The sequence below is a fragment of the Streptomyces sp. NPDC002520 genome (assembly GCF_053595235.1).
Genome location: NZ_JBSFXG010000074.1, coordinates 1 through 16,703 on the forward strand (window position 1 = coordinate 1; position 16,703 = coordinate 16,703).

Sequence of the window (16,703 nt, forward strand, 5' to 3'; positions counted from 1 at the left end):
CTGCTACCGATCACGCCCCCGACCGGCACGAGCACCTCAGCCCCCGCTCACGCCAGCCCCATGACCAGCGAATTCAGGTTGAACAACGCTCAGTGCTCTTGCGCTGCTTCTGTCGTGGCCGCTGGAGGCGGGTCGGCGGATGATCCTGGCCGAGTGTGATCCGGACGGCGGGGCCGTGCTGCATGGGCTGCTGCAGGGAACGCTCGGCGACCGGTACGGGCTGCGTAACCTCTCGGTCGCCGCCCGCAAAGGCGAGTTCAGCGACGCCTTCTGGCGACAGCTGATCGACCTGAGCAGCGAGGACGGCATGCAGGAGTCTCCACGGGACCGGCTGCTGCTGCCCGGCATCACTGATCCCTCACAGTCGGCAAGCCTCGGCCAGGTCTGGAAGATCCTCGCGCAGATGTTCCGCGGTATCGAGGCCGAGAGCGGCCACGACGTCCTCATCGATCTCGGCCGCCGCGGGGCCTTGGGGCCTTCCGGGATCCTGGCCGAGCAGGCTGATGCCACGTTCGTGGTCGTCCGCAACACCCTGCGTTGCCTGCAGGCGGCGGAGAGCCGGGTGCGGGCGCTGGAGGAGAGCGTCGGTGACGTCGGCGTGCTGATGATCAACGAGGGTCCGTATCCCGCGGGTGAGGTGCAGCGTGTTCTGCAGGTGCCGGTGGTTGCCACTCTTCCGTACGCGCCGAAGGACGCCCTTGTGCTGTCCGACGGTGCCGAGCAGCCACGGCACTTCACCAGGTCGGCGCTGATGAAGGCCGCGCGCACAGGCAGCACGCTGCTGCTCCAGCGGGCTGCTCTGCGCCGGGCGCGCCTGAATCCGCGTGGCCTGCGCGCGGCGGGCGGGGAGGTGGCCCGTGCACGCTAGGCCTCTGCACCCCGATCCCACGGTGGCCCCACCAGCCCAGCAGTGGGCGCACCGGAACAGCGGCACGCCGGAGCCGGCCGGTGCTGCCTCGAGTACGCACGTACTCGGCACGGCGGCTCCTCAACTCATCGTCGACTACCGGGTGGCCAGGGACATTGCGTCCCAGGTCGCCAAACAGCGCGAGGAGTTGCTGAAATCCAAGCCCGATATGGACCGGGCCGGCGAGGAGCAGCGGTGTCTGAAGTGGATCGCGGAGGCGGTCGCGCTGTGGTCCGATGCGCAGGCGATGTCGCCGCAGGAGGACGAGGCGCTGCGGCGTGCCGTGTACGACCTGCTGTTTCGGGCCGGCCGGCTCCAGCCGTACCTGGATGATGAGCGGGTCGAGGACATCATCATCCAGGGCCCGCAGGAGGTGTGGCTCGACTACGGCGACGGTGAACGCCGGCGAGTCGGGCCGGTCGCGGACTCGGAGGAAGAGCTGCTGGAGCTGCTGCGGGAGTTGGCGCGGGGGTCGGGGCACAGCGAGCGGACCATCTCCACCGCGAACCCCACCCTCGCCCTGTCCCTCAAGGACGGCTCCCGCCTGCAGGCCGTCACCGGGCTCGGACCGATGACGTATGCGGTCATCCGCCGCCACCGGGTTTCCCACGCGGATCTCGACGACCTCGTCCGGTTGGGCACCATCGACCCGGTCCTGCGCGCCTTCCTCGGCGCCGCGGTGCGCGCGGAGAAGAACATCATGATCGCGGGGAAGCAGAAGGCCGGGAAGACCACGCTGATGCGGGCGATGCTCAAGGAGTTCGACCCGGAGTGCCGGTTCGCGACCATCCAGACCGAGGACGAGCTGTTCGCCCACGCCAACGGCTACCACCAGCAGGTCGTGTCCCTGGTCGGGCGCGAGTCCAACGGAGAGAAGGACGTCACCGGGCGCGGCGCCGGTGAGGTCACGCTGTTGGATTTGATGCATCCCGCTTTGCGGATGTCGCTGGAGCGGATCGTGGTCGGTGAGGTCCGCGGCCCCGAGGTCGTGGCCATGATGCAGGCGCTGACGAACGGGTCGGGCGGCAACCTGTGCACGATCCACGCGCGTCGTGCGGACATCGTCTTCGACCGGATCGCCGAGCTGTATGCGCTGGCCCAGCAGAACCTGTCCGAGCAGCTGGCCTACCGGCAGACGGCCAACGGTCTGGATTTCATCGTGTACGTCGACATGACGGACGAGACGCAGATCGGCGGCCGCCGCCACCGCTACGTCTCCCACGTCCTGGAGCTGACGGGGATCGGTGAGAACGGGCGGCCCGCGACCAATGAGGTGTTCTCCCCCGGCCGTGAGTGGGGGAGTTGCGGGCGGTGCCGAGGATGGACCCGGGCTGCATCGACGACCTGCGCCGCGTCGGCTTCGACTCAGGCCTGCTGCAAGCAGCATACGGCCTGTGCGCGCAGGTGGACCCGGGTGAGATCGCCCTCAAGATGATCGAGGGCATCGAGCCGGCCGAGCAGGCACCCGGTGCAGGCCGGCACCCGTGGGTGGAGAACGTCGAGGCCACCCTGGGCCTGCTGGACAACCAGGAGATGCACCGCCGCACCCTGTAGCTGGCCGTGCCCCTGACCACCGAGACAGGCGGCCTGCAGGTATCGGTGTCGCTCGGCGCGGCGTGGTCCGAGATCGCGCCGATGCTGGGCATGCGCCCGGCACCGGTAGCACGGCGCGAGGTGACCGCCTACCGCGAGCAGGCCTCGCGGGTTCAGGCCGCGCTCGCCGGTGGTATCGCCTCCCGCCCGGCCCGGCCGGCGGAGATCGTGTGGATGATCCAGCACGCCCTGCACCGGCGCGACGCCAACGCCCGCCACCCCGCGGTACTCGCCGCCAAACGCAAGGAACGCGCCCGCATCCGCAGCGAAAAGGGCATCCAAGTACGAGTGCGGCGATGCGCTCCGCACCCTCCACAGAGAAGGTGCATATAGTCAATATTCGGTCATCGGCCAGTCGGATGCGGAATCGGGGCGCGGATGAAGCAACCCTCCACGACGTGGCCACGGTACGTCTCGTTCGCGCCAAGCGCCCTCCTCGTTATCGGAACCGTCTGGAACGTCTACTTTCCGCGCGACTTTTGGGGCGACTACGTGCTGGGCGCCGCTGTCGTGGTGGCAGGGGCGCTGCTCTCGTTGCGGCACACAATCGCGGTCGGAGCGGCCCTCGTCCTGGTCGATCTGGCACTGTTGATCGAGGTCGGTTATTTCGGCCATGTCGCCGGTACATTCGAACTGACCAGCGCAGTGTTCACCGCGCTCGTCGGCATCGGGGTGAACCGAGTCGTCGCTCGCCATGGGCGCCGCCTGGAAACAATGCGTTCCGTCGCAGAGGCCGCCCAGCGTGCCGTACTGCCCCCACCCCCGACGCGTGTGGGCCCGTTGGCGATCGCCGCCGTCTACCACGCTGCGCAGGTCGAGGCATTGATCGGCGGAGACGCATACGCCGTACAGGCCACGCCCTACGGCACCAGGCTGCTGATCGCGGATGTACGGGGCAAAGGACTGGGCGCGGTCGGCGCGGTGTCCGTACTACTGGGCACATTCCGGGAGGCGGCAGACCAGGCACCCGACCTTGTGGTACTCGCCGAGCGGCTGGAGCACGCACTGGTCAAAGAGGCCTCGTCGCGCGAGGAGGACCTCCGAATGGAGGGGTTCGTCACAGCGCTGCTCGGCGAGATCACACCGGGCGCGGACTGCGTGCGGCTGCTGAACCGCGGCCACCCCTCGCCGTATCTCCTCCAAGACGACATGGTGTCCTCGCTGGATCCGGACGAACCAAGTCTTCCGCTGGGCATGAGCGGCCTGGGCGTGCCGCAGGCAGAACCCGACACCTGGCCGCTCCCAGTCGGCGGCACGCTATTGCTGGTCACTGATGGAGTGACGGAAGCCCGGGATCGTCACGGGGCCTTCTACGAACCCGCGAGCCGACTCGCCGGCCGCGGCCCGTTCCAACGGCCGGACGACGTTGTCGAGGTCCTGGTACGCGATGTCGAGTGCTGGACCGACGGTCCACGCGATGACGACATGGCGATTCTCGCGATCACCCGATGCGCCGGTGGACCAGCCAGTCCATGAATCCGAGTGCGATGGAGGTCAGCGCGGCCCGGTGCGCGCCGCGCCGCACCACGCTTGGACATCCCCAGACATCCAAGCGCGCCACACACCAGGAAGCAGCAATCGGTGAACCTATCCGGTCCCAGCACTAGGGCCTGTTGCGAAAGTCGATCTTGGTCGTGAAATGATCAAGCGCGGTGGCGCGTGGAGATCTGACGGACGAGCAGTGGGCCAGGCTGGAGCCGTTGTTGCCGAAAGGCAAGAAGTCCGGCAGGCCGCCGATATGGTCAAGGCGGCAGCTGATCGACGGCATACGATGGCGGACACGGGCCGGGACACCCTGGCGGGATGTGCCCGAGCGGTACGGGCCGTGGGATCGGGTCTACGACCTATTCCGGCGCCGTCAGCGGGACGGCACCTGGAAGCGCGTCTTCACCGAACTCCAGGCCCAAGCCGACGCGAATGGCCTGATCACCTGGGATGTCAGCGTCGACTCAACGGTGTGCCGCGCTCATCAGCATGCTGCCGGGGCGGTCAAAAGGGGGATCTTCAGAAGGAGTCGCCCGGCGGTGTCGAGGTCGAGCCGAACGACCACGGTCTCGGGCGCTCGCGAGGCGGGCTGACCACCAAGGTCCATCTCGCGGTCGAGCAGGGGCAGAAGCCCATGTCAATCGTGATCACGGCCGGACAGCGCGGGGACTCCCCTCAGTTCGAACCGGTCCTGGAGCGGATCCGAGTCCCCCGGCAAGGGCTCGGCCGTCCCCGAACACGGCCCGACAAGGTGCGTGCGGATAAGGCTTACGGCTCCCGGAGGAACCGCGCCTACCTGCGCCGACGTGGGATCCGGTGCACGATCCCGGAGAAGAAGGACCAGATCCGAAACCGCAAGAAGCTTGGCTCCCGCGGCGGCCGGCCTCCGACGTTCGACAAGACCGATTACCGCAAGCGGCACGCTGTGGAGTGCGGCATCAATCGTCTAAACCTCGATCCACCGACGTGGTTTGAAAGTGATCTTCTGGTGGGCTTCGGTCGGGTTCTGTGCCGGTGGGCCGGGTGTGGGTAGGTGGTATCCGCTGGTCTTCCCAGCTTTTCCACAGGTTCGGTTCCGGTTGGGCCTCTGGCGGGCGGGGTGGGCAGGGACGGTCAGGCGGGCTCAGGCACGACAGCGTGCTGGAGATTCCCACGATGTAGTTCAGGCCGCGGGCCTGCAGTCCGTGGCGGAACGCGGCAGCGTCGCCGTATCCGGCGTCCGCGATGGCCAGCGGCACCTCGATCCCCCAGGAGCGGGTCTCGTCGAGCATGTCCAGGGCCAGCTGCCACTTCTCCACATGCCCGACGTCGTCGGGGATGCCGCAGGCGGCACGTCGGGTGACCTTGCCCGGATCGGCCTTCGGTGAGGTGGGATCCCATGTCTGGGGCAGGAACAGCCGCCAGTTGACCGCCGCGGAGGCGTGGTCGGAGGCGAGGTGGAGTGAGACGCCGACCTGGCAATTGGTGACCTTGCCGGCGGTGCCGGTGTACTGCCGCGACACGCACGCCGAGGCGGTCCCGTCCTTCAGGAATCCGGTGTCGTCGAAGACCAGGGCCTCTGGTCCGATCGCCTCCTCCATCCGCCAGGCCAGTTTTGCCCGGATGTGGGCCGGGTCCCACGGGCTGGTGGTGATGAAATGGGCCAGTGCCTGCCGGTTCCCGTCTTCAGCGAGCCGTGCGGCCATCGGCTCGACCGACTTACGCTGCCCGTCGGTCAGCAGCCCCCGCAGGTAGACCTGCCCCCAGCGGCGCTGGTCATTGCGCGCGAACGGCTCGAACACCTCAGCCGCGAACGCCTCCAACTCACCACACACCACAGCAATCTAGTCCGGAGTCACACACTCCCAACGCCACACCAAGCCAGGAGGACACGCACCACCACAGCCCACCTGACCAAGCCCTACTAGGCAGGAGAGTTTGACGCTGGAGCAGTCATCTGCCCTATTGCGCAGGCCGGTGGCGCGGGCGGCGCGGACGCGGTCCTCGGCCCTCCCGCGCTGGCAGTGGCGCAGTTCGACTGCGGCGATCGGGACGTTCTTGGTGTCGGTGGCGAAGCAGGTCAGCCACATGCCGTCGGCGTCGGTGAAGCGGAACTGGGCGCCGGGGTGCAGGCGTTCTTTGCGGATGACCAGCCGCATCCCTCTGGGCCAGCCGGTCAGGCGGTCGCCGCCGAGTCCACCGACGCATGCGCGTCGCGGATCTCGCCGTCCGGCTCGACTCTGCTGCCGCAAAAGGCTCCTCAAACCGACCATGCAGGACACGGTCATACTGCCCGTCTTGCAACGGTCGACCATCGACAGACCAGCATCCGCACTCCTTACTCCCTTTGCACGTCGACGCTGGAGCAGCCTTCCCCGTGCGTGTGGGAAGGCACTAAATTTCCGGGTGTGGAGCTCGATTGCGACCTGCCGTACGGGAGGAACCTTGCTGGGCCCTGGCCATCATGCTGGCTGGGTTCCAGGGCAGCGGCCCCTCGTCGTAGACCGCAGGGGGTGACGGTTCGCCGCATCGCGGATCGAGATGCGGTCAGCGGTGTGATGAGCGGGGACGCACTGGCCTGCCACAGCACCGCGGGCACGCCCTGCCGGGGCGGTCGACCGCGAGTTCGAGTCGCATCGTCACAAGGCTGGCTGTTCGAGCTGATGTGATCTAATTTCCTCGCTTCAGAAAGGCATACTCCACGGATCAATGCTGGGCGCTGTAGGCACCGCGACCTGTGGCGATGCTGGAGCGGTACTGTGTGGCCCTTCGCATCACTGGTTCCGAACGGCTGCCCGATTCGTGAGGGGGCTGTGACTATGTTGCAGGGCAGGACCTCGGAATGCCATGGTCTCGACCAACTGCTCGAGCGCGTACGTGACGGCGAGAGCTCGGCGCTGGTGATCCGTGGGGAAGTCGGCATTGGCAAGACTGCCTTGCTCGACTACGTTGCCAGGAAGGCGTCGGGGTGCCAGCTCCTACGTGTTCGCGGCGTCGAGGCCGAGATGGACTTCGCGTATGCCGCGCTCTTGCAGTTGTTGGCCGGCCTCGTCATCACGCATGCAGAGCAGCTCGCGGTCCCGCAGCACAATGCGCTTCGACGCGCCTTCGGGCATATGGATGGGCCGGCGCCGGAGGCGTTTCTCGTCAGCTTGGCGGCCCTCAGCCTGCTCTCGCAGGCAGCGGAGGAGCGCCCGGTGGTGTGCCTCGTCGACGATGCGCAATGGCTCGATCGGGAGTCACTCCTGGCGCTGGCCTTCGTCGCCCGTCGTCTCAAGGCAGAGCGGATCATGATGGTGTTCGCCGTTCGTGAACCCGAGAGCGAGCACAAACTGGACGGCTTGGCCGAGCTTCGGCTTGAAGGGCTCGAGGCGCCGGACGCGCGGCTGCTCCTGGACGCCAGGGTACCCGGGGGGCTTGATGAGCAGGTTCGCGAGCGGATCATCGCCGAGACGCGGGGCAATCCACTCGCGCTGCTGGAACTTCCACGAGGGCTGACGCCGGCGGAGCTTGCCGGGGGTTTCAGGCTGCTCGATGTGGGAGGACTGACCAACCGGATAGAAGAGAGCCTCGCGCGTCGTGTCAAGGCACTGCCGCCGGAAACGCAGGATCTTCTCCTCATCGCAGCCGCGGAATCCGTTGGCGATCCCCGCGTGATCGCGGAGGCCGCCGAGCAGTTGGGTGCGAACATAGCCGATCTGCTTCCTGCACAGGACGCCGGGTTGGTGGAACGCGGTCTACGGATTCGTTTCCGGCATCCGCTTGCACGCTCAGCCGCGTATTTCTCTGCCACTGCGAACCGCCGTAGACAAGTCCACGCGGCGCTCGCCTCAGTGACGGATCCACAGCTTGACTTTGACCGATGCGCCTGGCATCGCAGTTTGGCGGTTGCTGGACTGGATGAGGATGTGGCCGCCGAGCTCGAAAGGTCGGCTTCGCGTGCTCGTGCTCGCGGCGGCGTGGCGGCGGCTGCGGCATTTCTGGAACGCGCGGCCGAGATGAGCCCGGATCCTGCGCGGTTCGGACATCGCGCCCTGGCCGCAGCCGGTCTGAAACTTGGCGCAGGAGATCTCGAACAAGCAGAAAACCTTCTTGCCGACGCTGCCGCGGAGCAGCTTGAGGAGATCGACCAGGCGCGGATCGACCTGCTGCGTGCCCAGATTGCCTTCACCCGCACGCGAGGAAGCGACACGCCGTCGCTGCTGAGTGCTGCGGCGAGACGCCTTGAACCCCTCGACCCAGACCTGGCGCGCGAGACCCACCTCGAAGCCCTTTGGGCAGCGGTCCGCAGTGGCCGTTTCACAAAAGCCGAAGGAGTCGTAGAGGCTGCTGAGGCGATGGCGCTTGGTCATGGAGCACCGGCTCGTGCGGTCGACCTGTTGCTGGCGGGCGTTGTGGCGCGGTTGACGCGCGGTTACGAGCCCGCGTTGCCCATGGTTGCGCAGGCGCTCACTGCATTTCGAGGCGAGGAGTTCTCCCGCGAGAATCTCGCCTGGTGCTGGCTGGCGTGCCAGCTCGCCATGGACCTATGGGACGACAGCGCATGCGACGCGATCGCCAGCGAGCTGGGACGTGTCGCGCGCGCGAGTGGCAATCTGGCCATCCTTCCGCTCGCGCTCAACTACTCCGCAGCGCACCAACTGTTCCTGGGCGAAATCAACGTCGCCGAGCAGTTGGTACAGGAAGCCGAAGCAATCTCAGCCGCGACTCGGAACATCCCCCTCGCCGACTTCTCCGTCCTTCTCGCAGCGTGGCGCGGAGACAGGGCCCTGACGGAAAAGCTGAGGACGGCCGCGATCGAGGCGGGGACGGCGCACGGCGAGGGCTTTGCCGTCGAAGTCGCTGAGTGGGCGGCAGCTGTACTACACAACGGCCTGGGAGAGTACGCGGCAGGAGCGGCAGCCGCTGAACGTGCATACGATCCCGACGGACTTGGGTTCAGCGTCTGGGTACTGCCCGAGTTGATCGAAGCAGCTGTACGAAGCGGTGACCGGGAAGCTGCCGAAGCGGCCTTTTCCCGGCTGACTGAGCGTTCACGGACCAGTACCACCGAATGGGCGCGCGGTATCGAGGCCGCCGCACACGCGATGCTCAGTGACGATGCGGTAGCGGAGACTTTCCATCAGGAGGCCGTCGACCAGCTCGGGCGCTCGCGGGTCGTCGTGCTTCACGCTCGCGCCCAACTGAACTACGGCGAATGGCTGCGCCGCGCGAACCGAAACGCCGATGCGAGTGTCCAGTTGAAGGCGGCGTACAGCGCCTTCGTGGCGATGGGAGCGCGGGGCTTTGCCGAGCGGGCCCGCAACGGCCTTCTGGCCACCGGCGGAACCGTGGAGAAGCGGATGATGGGTTCGGTTCCCGAACTAACCGCCCGAGAAGCGCAGATCGCCCGCTTGGCGTCAGAGCGGCTCACGAACCCTGAGATCGCGGCACAGCTCTACCTCAGCCCTCGTACCGTCGAATATCACCTTGCCAAGGTGTTCACAAAGCTCGGCATCAGCTCCCGTAAGGAGATCGCCGACGCTTTGACCGTGACGAGATCGCCGAACGTTTGACGGGACTCTGGTCCACTTCGTGACGCCCGGTGACGCTCGGTCTCGCCAACAGAACACGCCTGTGGACGAGTTCGAATCCTGCGCGGCCGAACATTTGGCGCTCGAGCATGTCATTCCTGTTGACAGGGCACTACACGACGCCGGAGTTTCAGCGGAGGGTGGGGCCGGCGGTGACGGCGTCTGGGTCGCGCAGGAGGTGCGGAGCGAAGTGGCGGAGGCTTGGTAGTTCGGTGGTGACGCCGGCTACTTCGATCCAATCGGCGAGTCGGTCGCCTTGGCGCTGTGCCTCCTCCGCGTAGCTGCGAGTGCACGCTGCGACACCTGGTCGGCATCGACGTGAACTAGCCTTCGCCGTCTCTCCCGGCGACGGCACGTGCCCAGGCGCGCTCCTGGCGTCCCTCGTTGCCACGGCCGATCAGGGCCGTGTGGTGGTGCCGGAAGCAGCCTTGTAGCGCGCCACACCTCCCGACGAGTCCCACCGGCGATCAGACCTCCGCTCGATCCGGCGCGGAGCCCGCTCCCGGTTCTGAGCGAGCGCCGCGCCGGGTGGGGTTCAGTCGACCATGGGCACCGAGCGGCGGGCCCTGGCCGTGCGCAATTCCTCGGCCGGGAGAGGCGTTCCGGTCTCGGCGCGCCGAAGCGCGGCCACGCGGGGGCCGCAGAGAGTGGTGCAGGCTGAGAACCCCCATGATGCGCGCGTCTACGCGGGTTGCGTAGAGCGCGTCCGGGGGGGTACCCGGAACTGCCCATAGGGCAGTCCGGCGGCGCGCCAGCCGCGCACTCAGGTCTGCGCAGCGGCCGGACAACGCCCTCGCCGAGGCCGACTCCGGCGCGCTGCCCGACGGCGCACCGATCACCGGGGCGACGACGGAGGCCGGCATGGCCGTCCCCTCCCGCTGCCGTACCAGCGCCGCCGCCACTTCCCGGATCACCATCTCACCCACTCCCCCGTGGTGGTGAACCGCTGGGCCGCGAGGATGACGCGCAGGCCGGGACACCCACGGACTCTTGGTCGGCGCCTTCACCACTGCGGACCGGACCGGTCCCGGGCCAGGCCCGTCAGGTACAACTGCCGCTGCCCTCTGCAGAGTCAGCCACCGCTTTGCCGTCAATGCCCCCACTGGGTCTGTGTAGCGAGCCGGACGGCCACTGCGGCCATGCTCCTGCCGGGCCCCTATGCCGGAGCCGGGCATACAGAGCGGTCCGGCGACCCCGGGTTCCCCTGGTCGCCGGACCGTACTGTGCGGTACCCGTCGGTGTTGTCCGGCAGCCCTCCTCACCGTGTCGGAGCACGGGAGAGTGACACGCGCGCCGGCGTGGGGCCGCATCCCAGGAACCCGGGGTGCGGCCCCACGCCGTGCAAGTCTCAGCCGATCAGCTCGATGTCTGCCGAGTCCGACTGGTCGCCGGCCGTGACCGTCAGCGTGACCTGGCCCGTGCGGATGGCCGTGAGCGTGTGGCTGCTCAGGTCGAGGACCGCGCGGGTATGTTGGCCGCGGGCGGCCTTCTTCGCCTCGTCGGCGGACCGGGCGACGACCAGTCCCCCGGAGCCGGCCCAGGTCACGCTCGCCGGAAAGCGGAGCAGGAAACGCAGACCGAACTCACTGGTGACCCCCGTCGCCGCGACTGTCTGCGACGCGCCAGCGGCGAGCTGGGCGGGGGCCGCCAGTTCGATGCCGTCGATCAGCGGGCGGCTCTCCGCGAGCAGCCAGTCGCGGGTCGCTGGGCTGGACTCGCCGCGCCGGATCCGGGCCGGGCGAGGCGCGACGCCCACGTTCATCCAGCCGAAGAAGCCACCCTGGTCGGGTGAGCTGTACGGAGTCTTGCCGACCGCCGGCGTCGTCACCTTCAGGACACCGTCGGCGCGGCTGACCGACGCGGTGTGCGCGTGCCCGGTGAACAGGGCGATCGGCTTGCCGGACGTCTCCCGGAAGTCGGCGAGCCACCGCTGGAACAGGTCCGCCGCCAACTGGTCGGACAGCTGGGAGGATTCGGCGCCCGTCGGATCGTGCAGCGGGTGGTGGAAGGAGACCACGACACCGGTGACGCCGCGGTCGTGTGCGGCCTTCGCCAGCTCCGACTCGAGCAGCGGGACCTGGTCCCAGTCCGCGGTGCGCATGTCGCCGGTGTGCGAGTCGAGCAGAATGAACCGGGTGCCCTTGTGGTCGAAGACCTGCTTGTTGGGCCGCCCGGTCGCGGCGGTGAAGGCGTCCAGGCCGCCCGTCGCCGACAGGCCCGCCTCGTGGTTGCCGGGTGTCCAGTAGACGGGCAGTTCCTCGGGTACGTACTGACGCAGCAGCCCGTTGGCGAGCTCGAAGTCTCCGGCCCCGTTGTCGTCGACGAAGTCACCGTTGATGAGGATGAACTCCGGCTGCGCGGCGACGACCTGCCGCAGTGCCAGGGCCGCCTGGCGCGCCGAGAAGGAGTCGGCACCGGCCGCGGCGTTGACGTGCAGATCGGACAGGACGGCGAAGTGCCATCGCCCCTGCGGCAGCCCGTCCTGCTCCACCACATACGGGTCGGGCTGCGGCGCGTCGGCACTCGCCGGTGCCTGACCGACCTGGGCTGCGAGCCCGTCGAACGCCAGCTCCCCCGCGTTCTTGTTGGTCTGCGCGGTCTCCGCTATGTACAGGCGCAGCAGCGTGATCGGCGTGGAGAACCCGTCGGGCACCTCGCCGACCACCTGCCGCCAGCCCGTCCAGTCCACCGTCTGGGCAAAGGTGAACGGCACATTGGTGGTGCCCTGCGAGCGGAGCATGGCGCGCAGCCAGTGGCCCCGGCCGTCTCCCTTGACCCACAGGGCGATCCGCCTGGTGCCGGAGGGCAGCGTGATCGGGGTGTCCAGGACCGCGTACGCGGCCGACGTGCTGGACTGTCCGGTGAAGTCGTAGGTCAGACGCAGCGCGTGATTGCCGGCGACTGCGCCCGGCGGTCGTCGGCCGCGACGAGGTCGACGAGGGCGGTGCCACGTGAGGCCAGCGCGGTCCAGTTCTCCGCGCCGGGCTCGAACTCGGCGAGTGGGACGTCCGCGAGCCCGACCGTCACCGGCAGCCTGGCCGTGACGCCGTCCACGGTCGCCGTGACGATGCTCGCCTTCCCGTGGGCGTCCGCGCCACCGGTGACAGTCACACGGCCGTCCGGCTCCGCCTTCACGTCGACGACCGCCGCGTCGTGGCCGACGGCGACATCGCCGGCCGCCACCGGGGCGTCGAAGCCGTCGGCGTCGAACCCGGTGAGACCGACCAGCACGGAGGCGCCGGGCGGGAAGTCGACCGCCGTGCCGTCCTTGACCAGGACCGCGTTGCTGCCCAGGGCCATCCGCAGTGCGGCAGGCGAGTCGGAACGGGGTTCGAAGGAGACACTGACCTCGTCCCCGATCCGCGCGGCGGCAAGCCGCGCTGCGGCAACACCCTGCCCTACGACGATGAGCCCGCCCTCCGGCACGAGGGTGTCGGTGATCTCGCCGCCGACGGCGCTGACCCTTCCGTCCTTGACGACCACCTCCGTGAACGGCCCGGACGTATGGATGGCGGTCCGCGGCCCCGGCCCCCATAGCGGTGTGTACACGGTGAGTGACCGTGCCCTGGATCCCCACGCGTCCTGACCGACAACGGCTCCTGCTACAAGAGCCACCTTTGGCGCAACTCCCTTACCACTCAGGGCATTTCACACAAACGGACTCGCCCCTACCGGCCCCAGACCAACGGGAAGGTCGAGAGGTTCAATCGCACCCTCCTGGACGAATGGGCCTACGCACGGCCCTACCGGACCGAGGCCGACAGACGTGCCGCCTACCCGGCCTGGCTGCACACCTACAATCACCACCGCGGACACACCGCACTCAAGGGCCAACCACCCGCCAGCCGCGTCCCCAACCTCACGGGTCAGTACTCCTAGGCCATCAGCAACTGGCACTCGAAGACCTCGCCCAAGAGCACGTCGACGACTGGATCACCGGCGGCTTGAGCCAACGGCGCTACCTGATCCGCTACGTCCTGAGCTGGACCGCGAGCCGCCAGCTCACCGTCCCCTCTATCCCGCAGCAAGAACCCCACGCCCTGCTCGACGAGGACGACCGATGACGCCTCCTCCAGCGCTGTCTTACTGACGGCACCCTGGCCCTGGACGTCCGAGCGACTGTCGCGATCATCCTGCTCGTCGGTCCGTCCGCAGAGCGGCTCTGCAATCTGGCGCTCGACCACCTGCGGACTGGCGGCTAGCACACACACTTGGTGCTCGGCCGTCACCCCGTCCTGCTGCCCCCACGACTGGCCGGGCTGCTGCACCAACTGGCGGAGGAGCCTCTGCCCGGCTCGCGGTCTCTGTTCGCACAGGCCACCCCAGGTCCCCGGCTGTTGTTCCCGGTCCTGGTCCCGGGGAAGCCCATTTCGACCCACGCCATGAAGCAGAAGCTCAACCGGCACGGAATCTCGGTTCGCGCGGCCCGCAACTCCGCGCTGGCCGCGCTCGCCGCCGACCTCCCCAGCCCGATCCTCGCCGACTTGACCGATATGCACCGCCACACCGCGATCCGCTGGGTCGCCTACGCCAGGCGCGACTGGGCCGAGTACCTGGCGGCACGCACCGAGGACCAAGAGGAAGGCAGACGATGACCGACGCGACCGGCCGCAACGCTGAGCACACAATCCAAGAAGTGCTCGATTACCTGGTCACGCGCTTGAATGACGCCCTGCGTCGCCCGGGAATGTATGGCGGCGAGTTGGCAATCAGGCTCTTCCTCGACGCCGTAGCGTTCGCGGACGCCGCCGAGCAGGCGTGGCAGAAGGAACTGGAGGGTCTCCGAACCCGGAGAGCGTTGTCTGCAACTGGAGTGGCTGGAGCCTTCGTCGATCTCTGGGGTGATGCACACGAGGGCAGCGTGGCCTCGGTATACGCCGAGATCGCACACCGTCAAGGATGGCTGCGACTCGACCGGACCCTCACCTCGGCCGAGCACGACGTGATCCGTCGTGTCAGCGCGACCTGGTGCCGCAAGGACCGCCTCCTCAGCGACATCGTCACGGCGTTCGGTCTGCCCTCGGTCCTCTTCGGGGGAACAACCCGAACTACCCCAAGACGCTGTCCTACGCGACCGACCGCCCTGATGACGGCCTGCTCTGCTTCCACCTCTGGAACAGCTTCGTCCCGAGCCCAACCCCGTCGGTCGGCCTCCGTCCATGCCGAACCCATCCTCTGGGCCTTCCGGGACAGCGACACCCTCCTGTTCACGGACGGCTTCATCTTCACCTCGGAAGGATCCGCCTGTCGGCGTGCGAGCTGAAGTACGGGCGTAAAGAACCGGGTTGCGAGGCAGCCGGAGCTGCGGTGGAATCTGGCGGGCTGCGCACCTGTGGCCCGGGCGGGGAGGGACCGGTTGATGTACGGGACGCCAGCGCTGGACAGCGTGCTGCAGCGGGCGCGCGTGGTCCAGGTGAGCTCGGTGAGCGGGTTCGGGGTGAACGGAGAGATCCAGGTGGACCTCTCCGATCCGGCGGAGTCGGCCCAGCTCAGGACGGCTATGGCGGTGGAGTCACTGCCCGGGTTCCACTGCATGTGCGGCGGGGACGTCCGCTTCGAGTTGTTCGGCCGGGACGGCGAGCAGCTTGCAGTCGTCGTCCTGCACCACGGGGTGACGCTGAGGTGGGAACAGTGGGAGAGCGACGCCGTTCTCGCTGACGGCCGCCTGCTTCTGGCGTGGCTGGACGGGCACGGCATGCCCGGCCCCATGCAGCAGTTCGAAGCCGACCGACAGCGAGCGGAGGAAAGAACCGAAGAGGAGCGCAACTGGCTGGCCGCCATGCCCGCCGGGTTGGCAGGGACCGCCGACCGAATCCTCGACCTCTCCCGCACCGGCGACAGGCCCTCCCCCGAATTGCTCGCGGAACTCACGGACCAACTGCAGCTGACGTTCCCCGACCCGGTGGAGCGAGTGCTGGCCCTGCTCGACTGGTACGGCTCCGGCAGCGGGCGCTCCTCCGGCTACCCCGTCCACGAGGGCGTGCCTGGCGCACTGCTCGGCAGGGTGCCGATCGCCGACCTGCTAGCCGCCCTGGCCGACCCGCGGGCCGAGGAGCGGCACGACGCCGGGGCCGTGCGGCATCTGGTGGGCTGGAAGACCCGCCCACGCCAGAAGCAGGACGTCGCCGGCCTGCCCGAACCGCTGCGCGCCCGACTGCTGGCGCACGCCTGCCGCTCTGGAGACTCCGACAAACAGGGCCGCGCAGAACGGTGGCTGGCACCCCCGCGGGCCTGAGACCCACCGAAGCGTTCGGTGGTTGGTGCAGGCGGCACGCTCAGCAACAGAGAGCGGGAGGTGGGCGGCCTGGGCACGAACACGACCGAGTCGTCTTGCTGCGACGGACGCGCAGAGGTCACGAGAGCACCAGCAGGGGACCTTGCACCATAGGGCAGTGTCCGCTTCCTTCGAACTTCCCGCCATTGCGCAACCGGTCCTGGAGAGGCTGCTGCTCGGCCTGGCCGGCAATCCGTCTGCACCACCGGAGGTCCTCACTCGCCTGACGGCGGCGAACATCGACCGGTCCAGGTTGGCCCAGCGGCGCGGCCTGCCCACGGACGCTGCAGCGGCGCTTGCCACCGACCGTGATGTGACCGTGCGGTCGCATCTCGCCTCGAACCCGAACCTCCCGCCTTCGGTGCAGGTCGTCCTCGCCGGCGACGCCGACCCACGGGTGCGAGGCCGGCTGGCTGAAGGGCCGGAGTACTTCACCACAGTCGGTGTACACGGGCCCCGAATCCCGGACCCGCTGCCGCGCGATGTCTACGAACTACTGGCCCGTGACCCGGACCCGAAAGTCCGCCGCGCGCTGGCCTTCAACCGTCACCTGCCGGACGATGTGCGGGCCAGGATGCTCGACGACGCGGACTCGCGAACGGCCGCCATCGCCGCCAGCGAATGGCCCTTGGCGCCGACCGGCCGAATCGGAGAACTCCTGTCGCGGGCAACCGGCGCTTTTGGCCGACAGATGCTTCTGCTCCACCTGGATGGTCCGCTTCCCACAGAGGCTGCACGCGCCATGCTTGCCGAAATCGACTTCGCTGCAGGCGATGCGTACAGCGATGGTCTGCTGCGGATGGTGTCCCGCCGAGTGGTGTAACAGCGATCAACGCATAGCCCCTGGTCATGGGGCGGCCATCGCGCAACTCTCCGAGTAGCGAAGCTCGTT

The 16,703-nt window shown here is 68.3% G+C and carries 12 protein-coding genes and 4 pseudogenes; 12 read left to right on the forward strand and 4 right to left on the reverse strand.

Annotated features, from left to right (window positions below; translation table 11 throughout):
- Window positions 1-139: 139 nt before the first annotated feature.
- The 6 genes and pseudogenes from ACWD5D_RS44145 (at window position 140) to ACWD5D_RS44170 (ending at window position 5,018) form a co-directional block, all read left to right on the forward strand.
- A complete protein-coding gene (locus ACWD5D_RS44145; protein WP_451378400.1) occupies window positions 140-868 on the forward strand; it encodes a hypothetical protein in 729 nt (242 codons plus the stop codon).
- A pseudogene (locus tag ACWD5D_RS44150) lies at window positions 858-2,299 on the forward strand (CpaF family protein); the annotation flags it as partial. The gene ACWD5D_RS44145 and the pseudogene ACWD5D_RS44150, both read left to right, overlap by 11 nt.
- Window positions 2,294-2,698: pseudogene (locus ACWD5D_RS44155) on the forward strand (ATP-binding protein); the annotation flags it as partial. The pseudogenes ACWD5D_RS44150 and ACWD5D_RS44155, both read left to right, overlap by 6 nt.
- A gap of 180 nt (window positions 2,699-2,878) precedes the next feature.
- Window positions 2,879-3,976: a PP2C family protein-serine/threonine phosphatase gene (locus tag ACWD5D_RS44160; protein ID WP_451378401.1), complete on the forward strand. Its 1,098-nt coding sequence runs from the start codon at window positions 2,879-2,881 to the stop codon at window positions 3,974-3,976.
- A gap of 176 nt (window positions 3,977-4,152) precedes the next feature.
- A complete protein-coding gene (locus ACWD5D_RS44165) occupies window positions 4,153-4,578 on the forward strand; it encodes an IS5 family transposase (protein WP_451378402.1) in 426 nt (141 codons plus the stop codon).
- Window positions 4,575-5,018, forward strand: a complete 444-nt coding sequence (locus ACWD5D_RS44170) for a transposase (protein ID WP_451378409.1) — start codon at window positions 4,575-4,577, stop codon at window positions 5,016-5,018. Before ACWD5D_RS44165 ends, ACWD5D_RS44170 begins: the two co-directional genes overlap by 4 nt.
- Here the strand turns inward: ACWD5D_RS44170 and ACWD5D_RS44175 are convergent.
- Both ACWD5D_RS44175 and ACWD5D_RS44180 read right to left on the reverse strand, forming a co-directional pair.
- Complete coding sequence (locus ACWD5D_RS44175) at window positions 4,924-5,808, reverse strand: IS701 family transposase (protein ID WP_451378410.1); 885 nt, start codon at window positions 5,806-5,808, stop codon at window positions 4,924-4,926. The two genes, ACWD5D_RS44170 and ACWD5D_RS44175, sit on opposite strands and share 95 nt — an antisense overlap.
- A gap of 120 nt (window positions 5,809-5,928) precedes the next feature.
- A pseudogene (locus ACWD5D_RS44180) lies at window positions 5,929-6,200 on the reverse strand (IS1380 family transposase); the annotation flags it as partial.
- 583 nt (window positions 6,201-6,783) lie between these two features.
- Between ACWD5D_RS44180 and ACWD5D_RS44185 the strand changes: the two are divergent.
- Window positions 6,784-9,519: an AAA family ATPase gene (locus ACWD5D_RS44185; RefSeq protein ID WP_451378411.1), complete on the forward strand. Its 2,736-nt coding sequence runs from the start codon at window positions 6,784-6,786 to the stop codon at window positions 9,517-9,519.
- Between the two features lie 1,366 nt (window positions 9,520-10,885).
- Here ACWD5D_RS44185 and ACWD5D_RS44190 read toward each other — a convergent pair.
- Window positions 10,886-12,277, reverse strand: a complete 1,392-nt coding sequence (locus ACWD5D_RS44190; RefSeq protein ID WP_451378403.1) for a metallophosphoesterase family protein — start codon at window positions 12,275-12,277, stop codon at window positions 10,886-10,888.
- Between the two features lie 134 nt (window positions 12,278-12,411).
- Window positions 12,412-13,086, reverse strand: coding sequence for a hypothetical protein (locus tag ACWD5D_RS44195; RefSeq protein WP_451378404.1), 675 nt, complete (start codon window positions 13,084-13,086; stop codon window positions 12,412-12,414).
- 27 nt (window positions 13,087-13,113) lie between these two features.
- On the opposite strand from ACWD5D_RS44195, the pseudogene ACWD5D_RS44200 reads away from it, so the two are divergent.
- The 5 genes and pseudogenes from ACWD5D_RS44200 to ACWD5D_RS44220 form a co-directional block, all read left to right on the forward strand.
- Window positions 13,114-13,416: pseudogene (locus ACWD5D_RS44200) on the forward strand (integrase core domain-containing protein); the annotation flags it as partial.
- 332 nt (window positions 13,417-13,748) lie between these two features.
- Window positions 13,749-14,132 carry a hypothetical protein gene (locus ACWD5D_RS44205; RefSeq protein WP_451378405.1) on the forward strand — a complete coding sequence of 128 codons (384 nt, stop codon included), beginning with the start codon at window positions 13,749-13,751 and terminating at the stop codon, window positions 14,130-14,132.
- The gene (locus ACWD5D_RS44210) at window positions 14,129-14,800 is read left to right on the forward strand and encodes a hypothetical protein (RefSeq protein ID WP_451378406.1); all 672 of its coding nucleotides are present in this window, start codon (window positions 14,129-14,131) and stop codon (window positions 14,798-14,800) included. The genes ACWD5D_RS44205 and ACWD5D_RS44210 overlap by 4 nt, the downstream gene beginning before the upstream one ends.
- Before the next feature lie 96 nt (window positions 14,801-14,896).
- Window positions 14,897-15,772, forward strand: a complete 876-nt coding sequence (locus ACWD5D_RS44215; protein ID WP_451378407.1) for a hypothetical protein — start codon at window positions 14,897-14,899, stop codon at window positions 15,770-15,772.
- 157 nt (window positions 15,773-15,929) lie between these two features.
- Window positions 15,930-16,634, forward strand: coding sequence for a hypothetical protein (locus ACWD5D_RS44220; protein ID WP_451378408.1), 705 nt, complete (start codon window positions 15,930-15,932; stop codon window positions 16,632-16,634).
- The last annotated feature ends 69 nt before the right edge of the window (window positions 16,635-16,703 follow it).

Bases quoted from the DNA above. Each gene is read 5' to 3' on its own strand.
- ACWD5D_RS44145 (WP_451378400.1), top strand. From the start codon at position 140: ATGATCCTGGCCGAGTGTGATCCGGACGGCGGGGCCGTGCTGCATGGG.
- ACWD5D_RS44185 (WP_451378411.1), top strand. From the start codon at position 6,784: ATGTTGCAGGGCAGGACCTCGGAATGCCATGGTCTCGACCAACTGCTC.
- ACWD5D_RS44210 (WP_451378406.1), top strand. From the start codon at position 14,129: ATGACCGACGCGACCGGCCGCAACGCTGAGCACACAATCCAAGAAGTG.
- ACWD5D_RS44190 (WP_451378403.1), bottom strand. From the start codon at position 12,277: ATGCTCCGCTCGCAGGGCACCACCAATGTGCCGTTCACCTTTGCCCAG.
- ACWD5D_RS44215 (WP_451378407.1), top strand. From the start codon at position 14,897: ATGTACGGGACGCCAGCGCTGGACAGCGTGCTGCAGCGGGCGCGCGTG.
- ACWD5D_RS44160 (WP_451378401.1), top strand. From the start codon at position 2,879: ATGAAGCAACCCTCCACGACGTGGCCACGGTACGTCTCGTTCGCGCCA.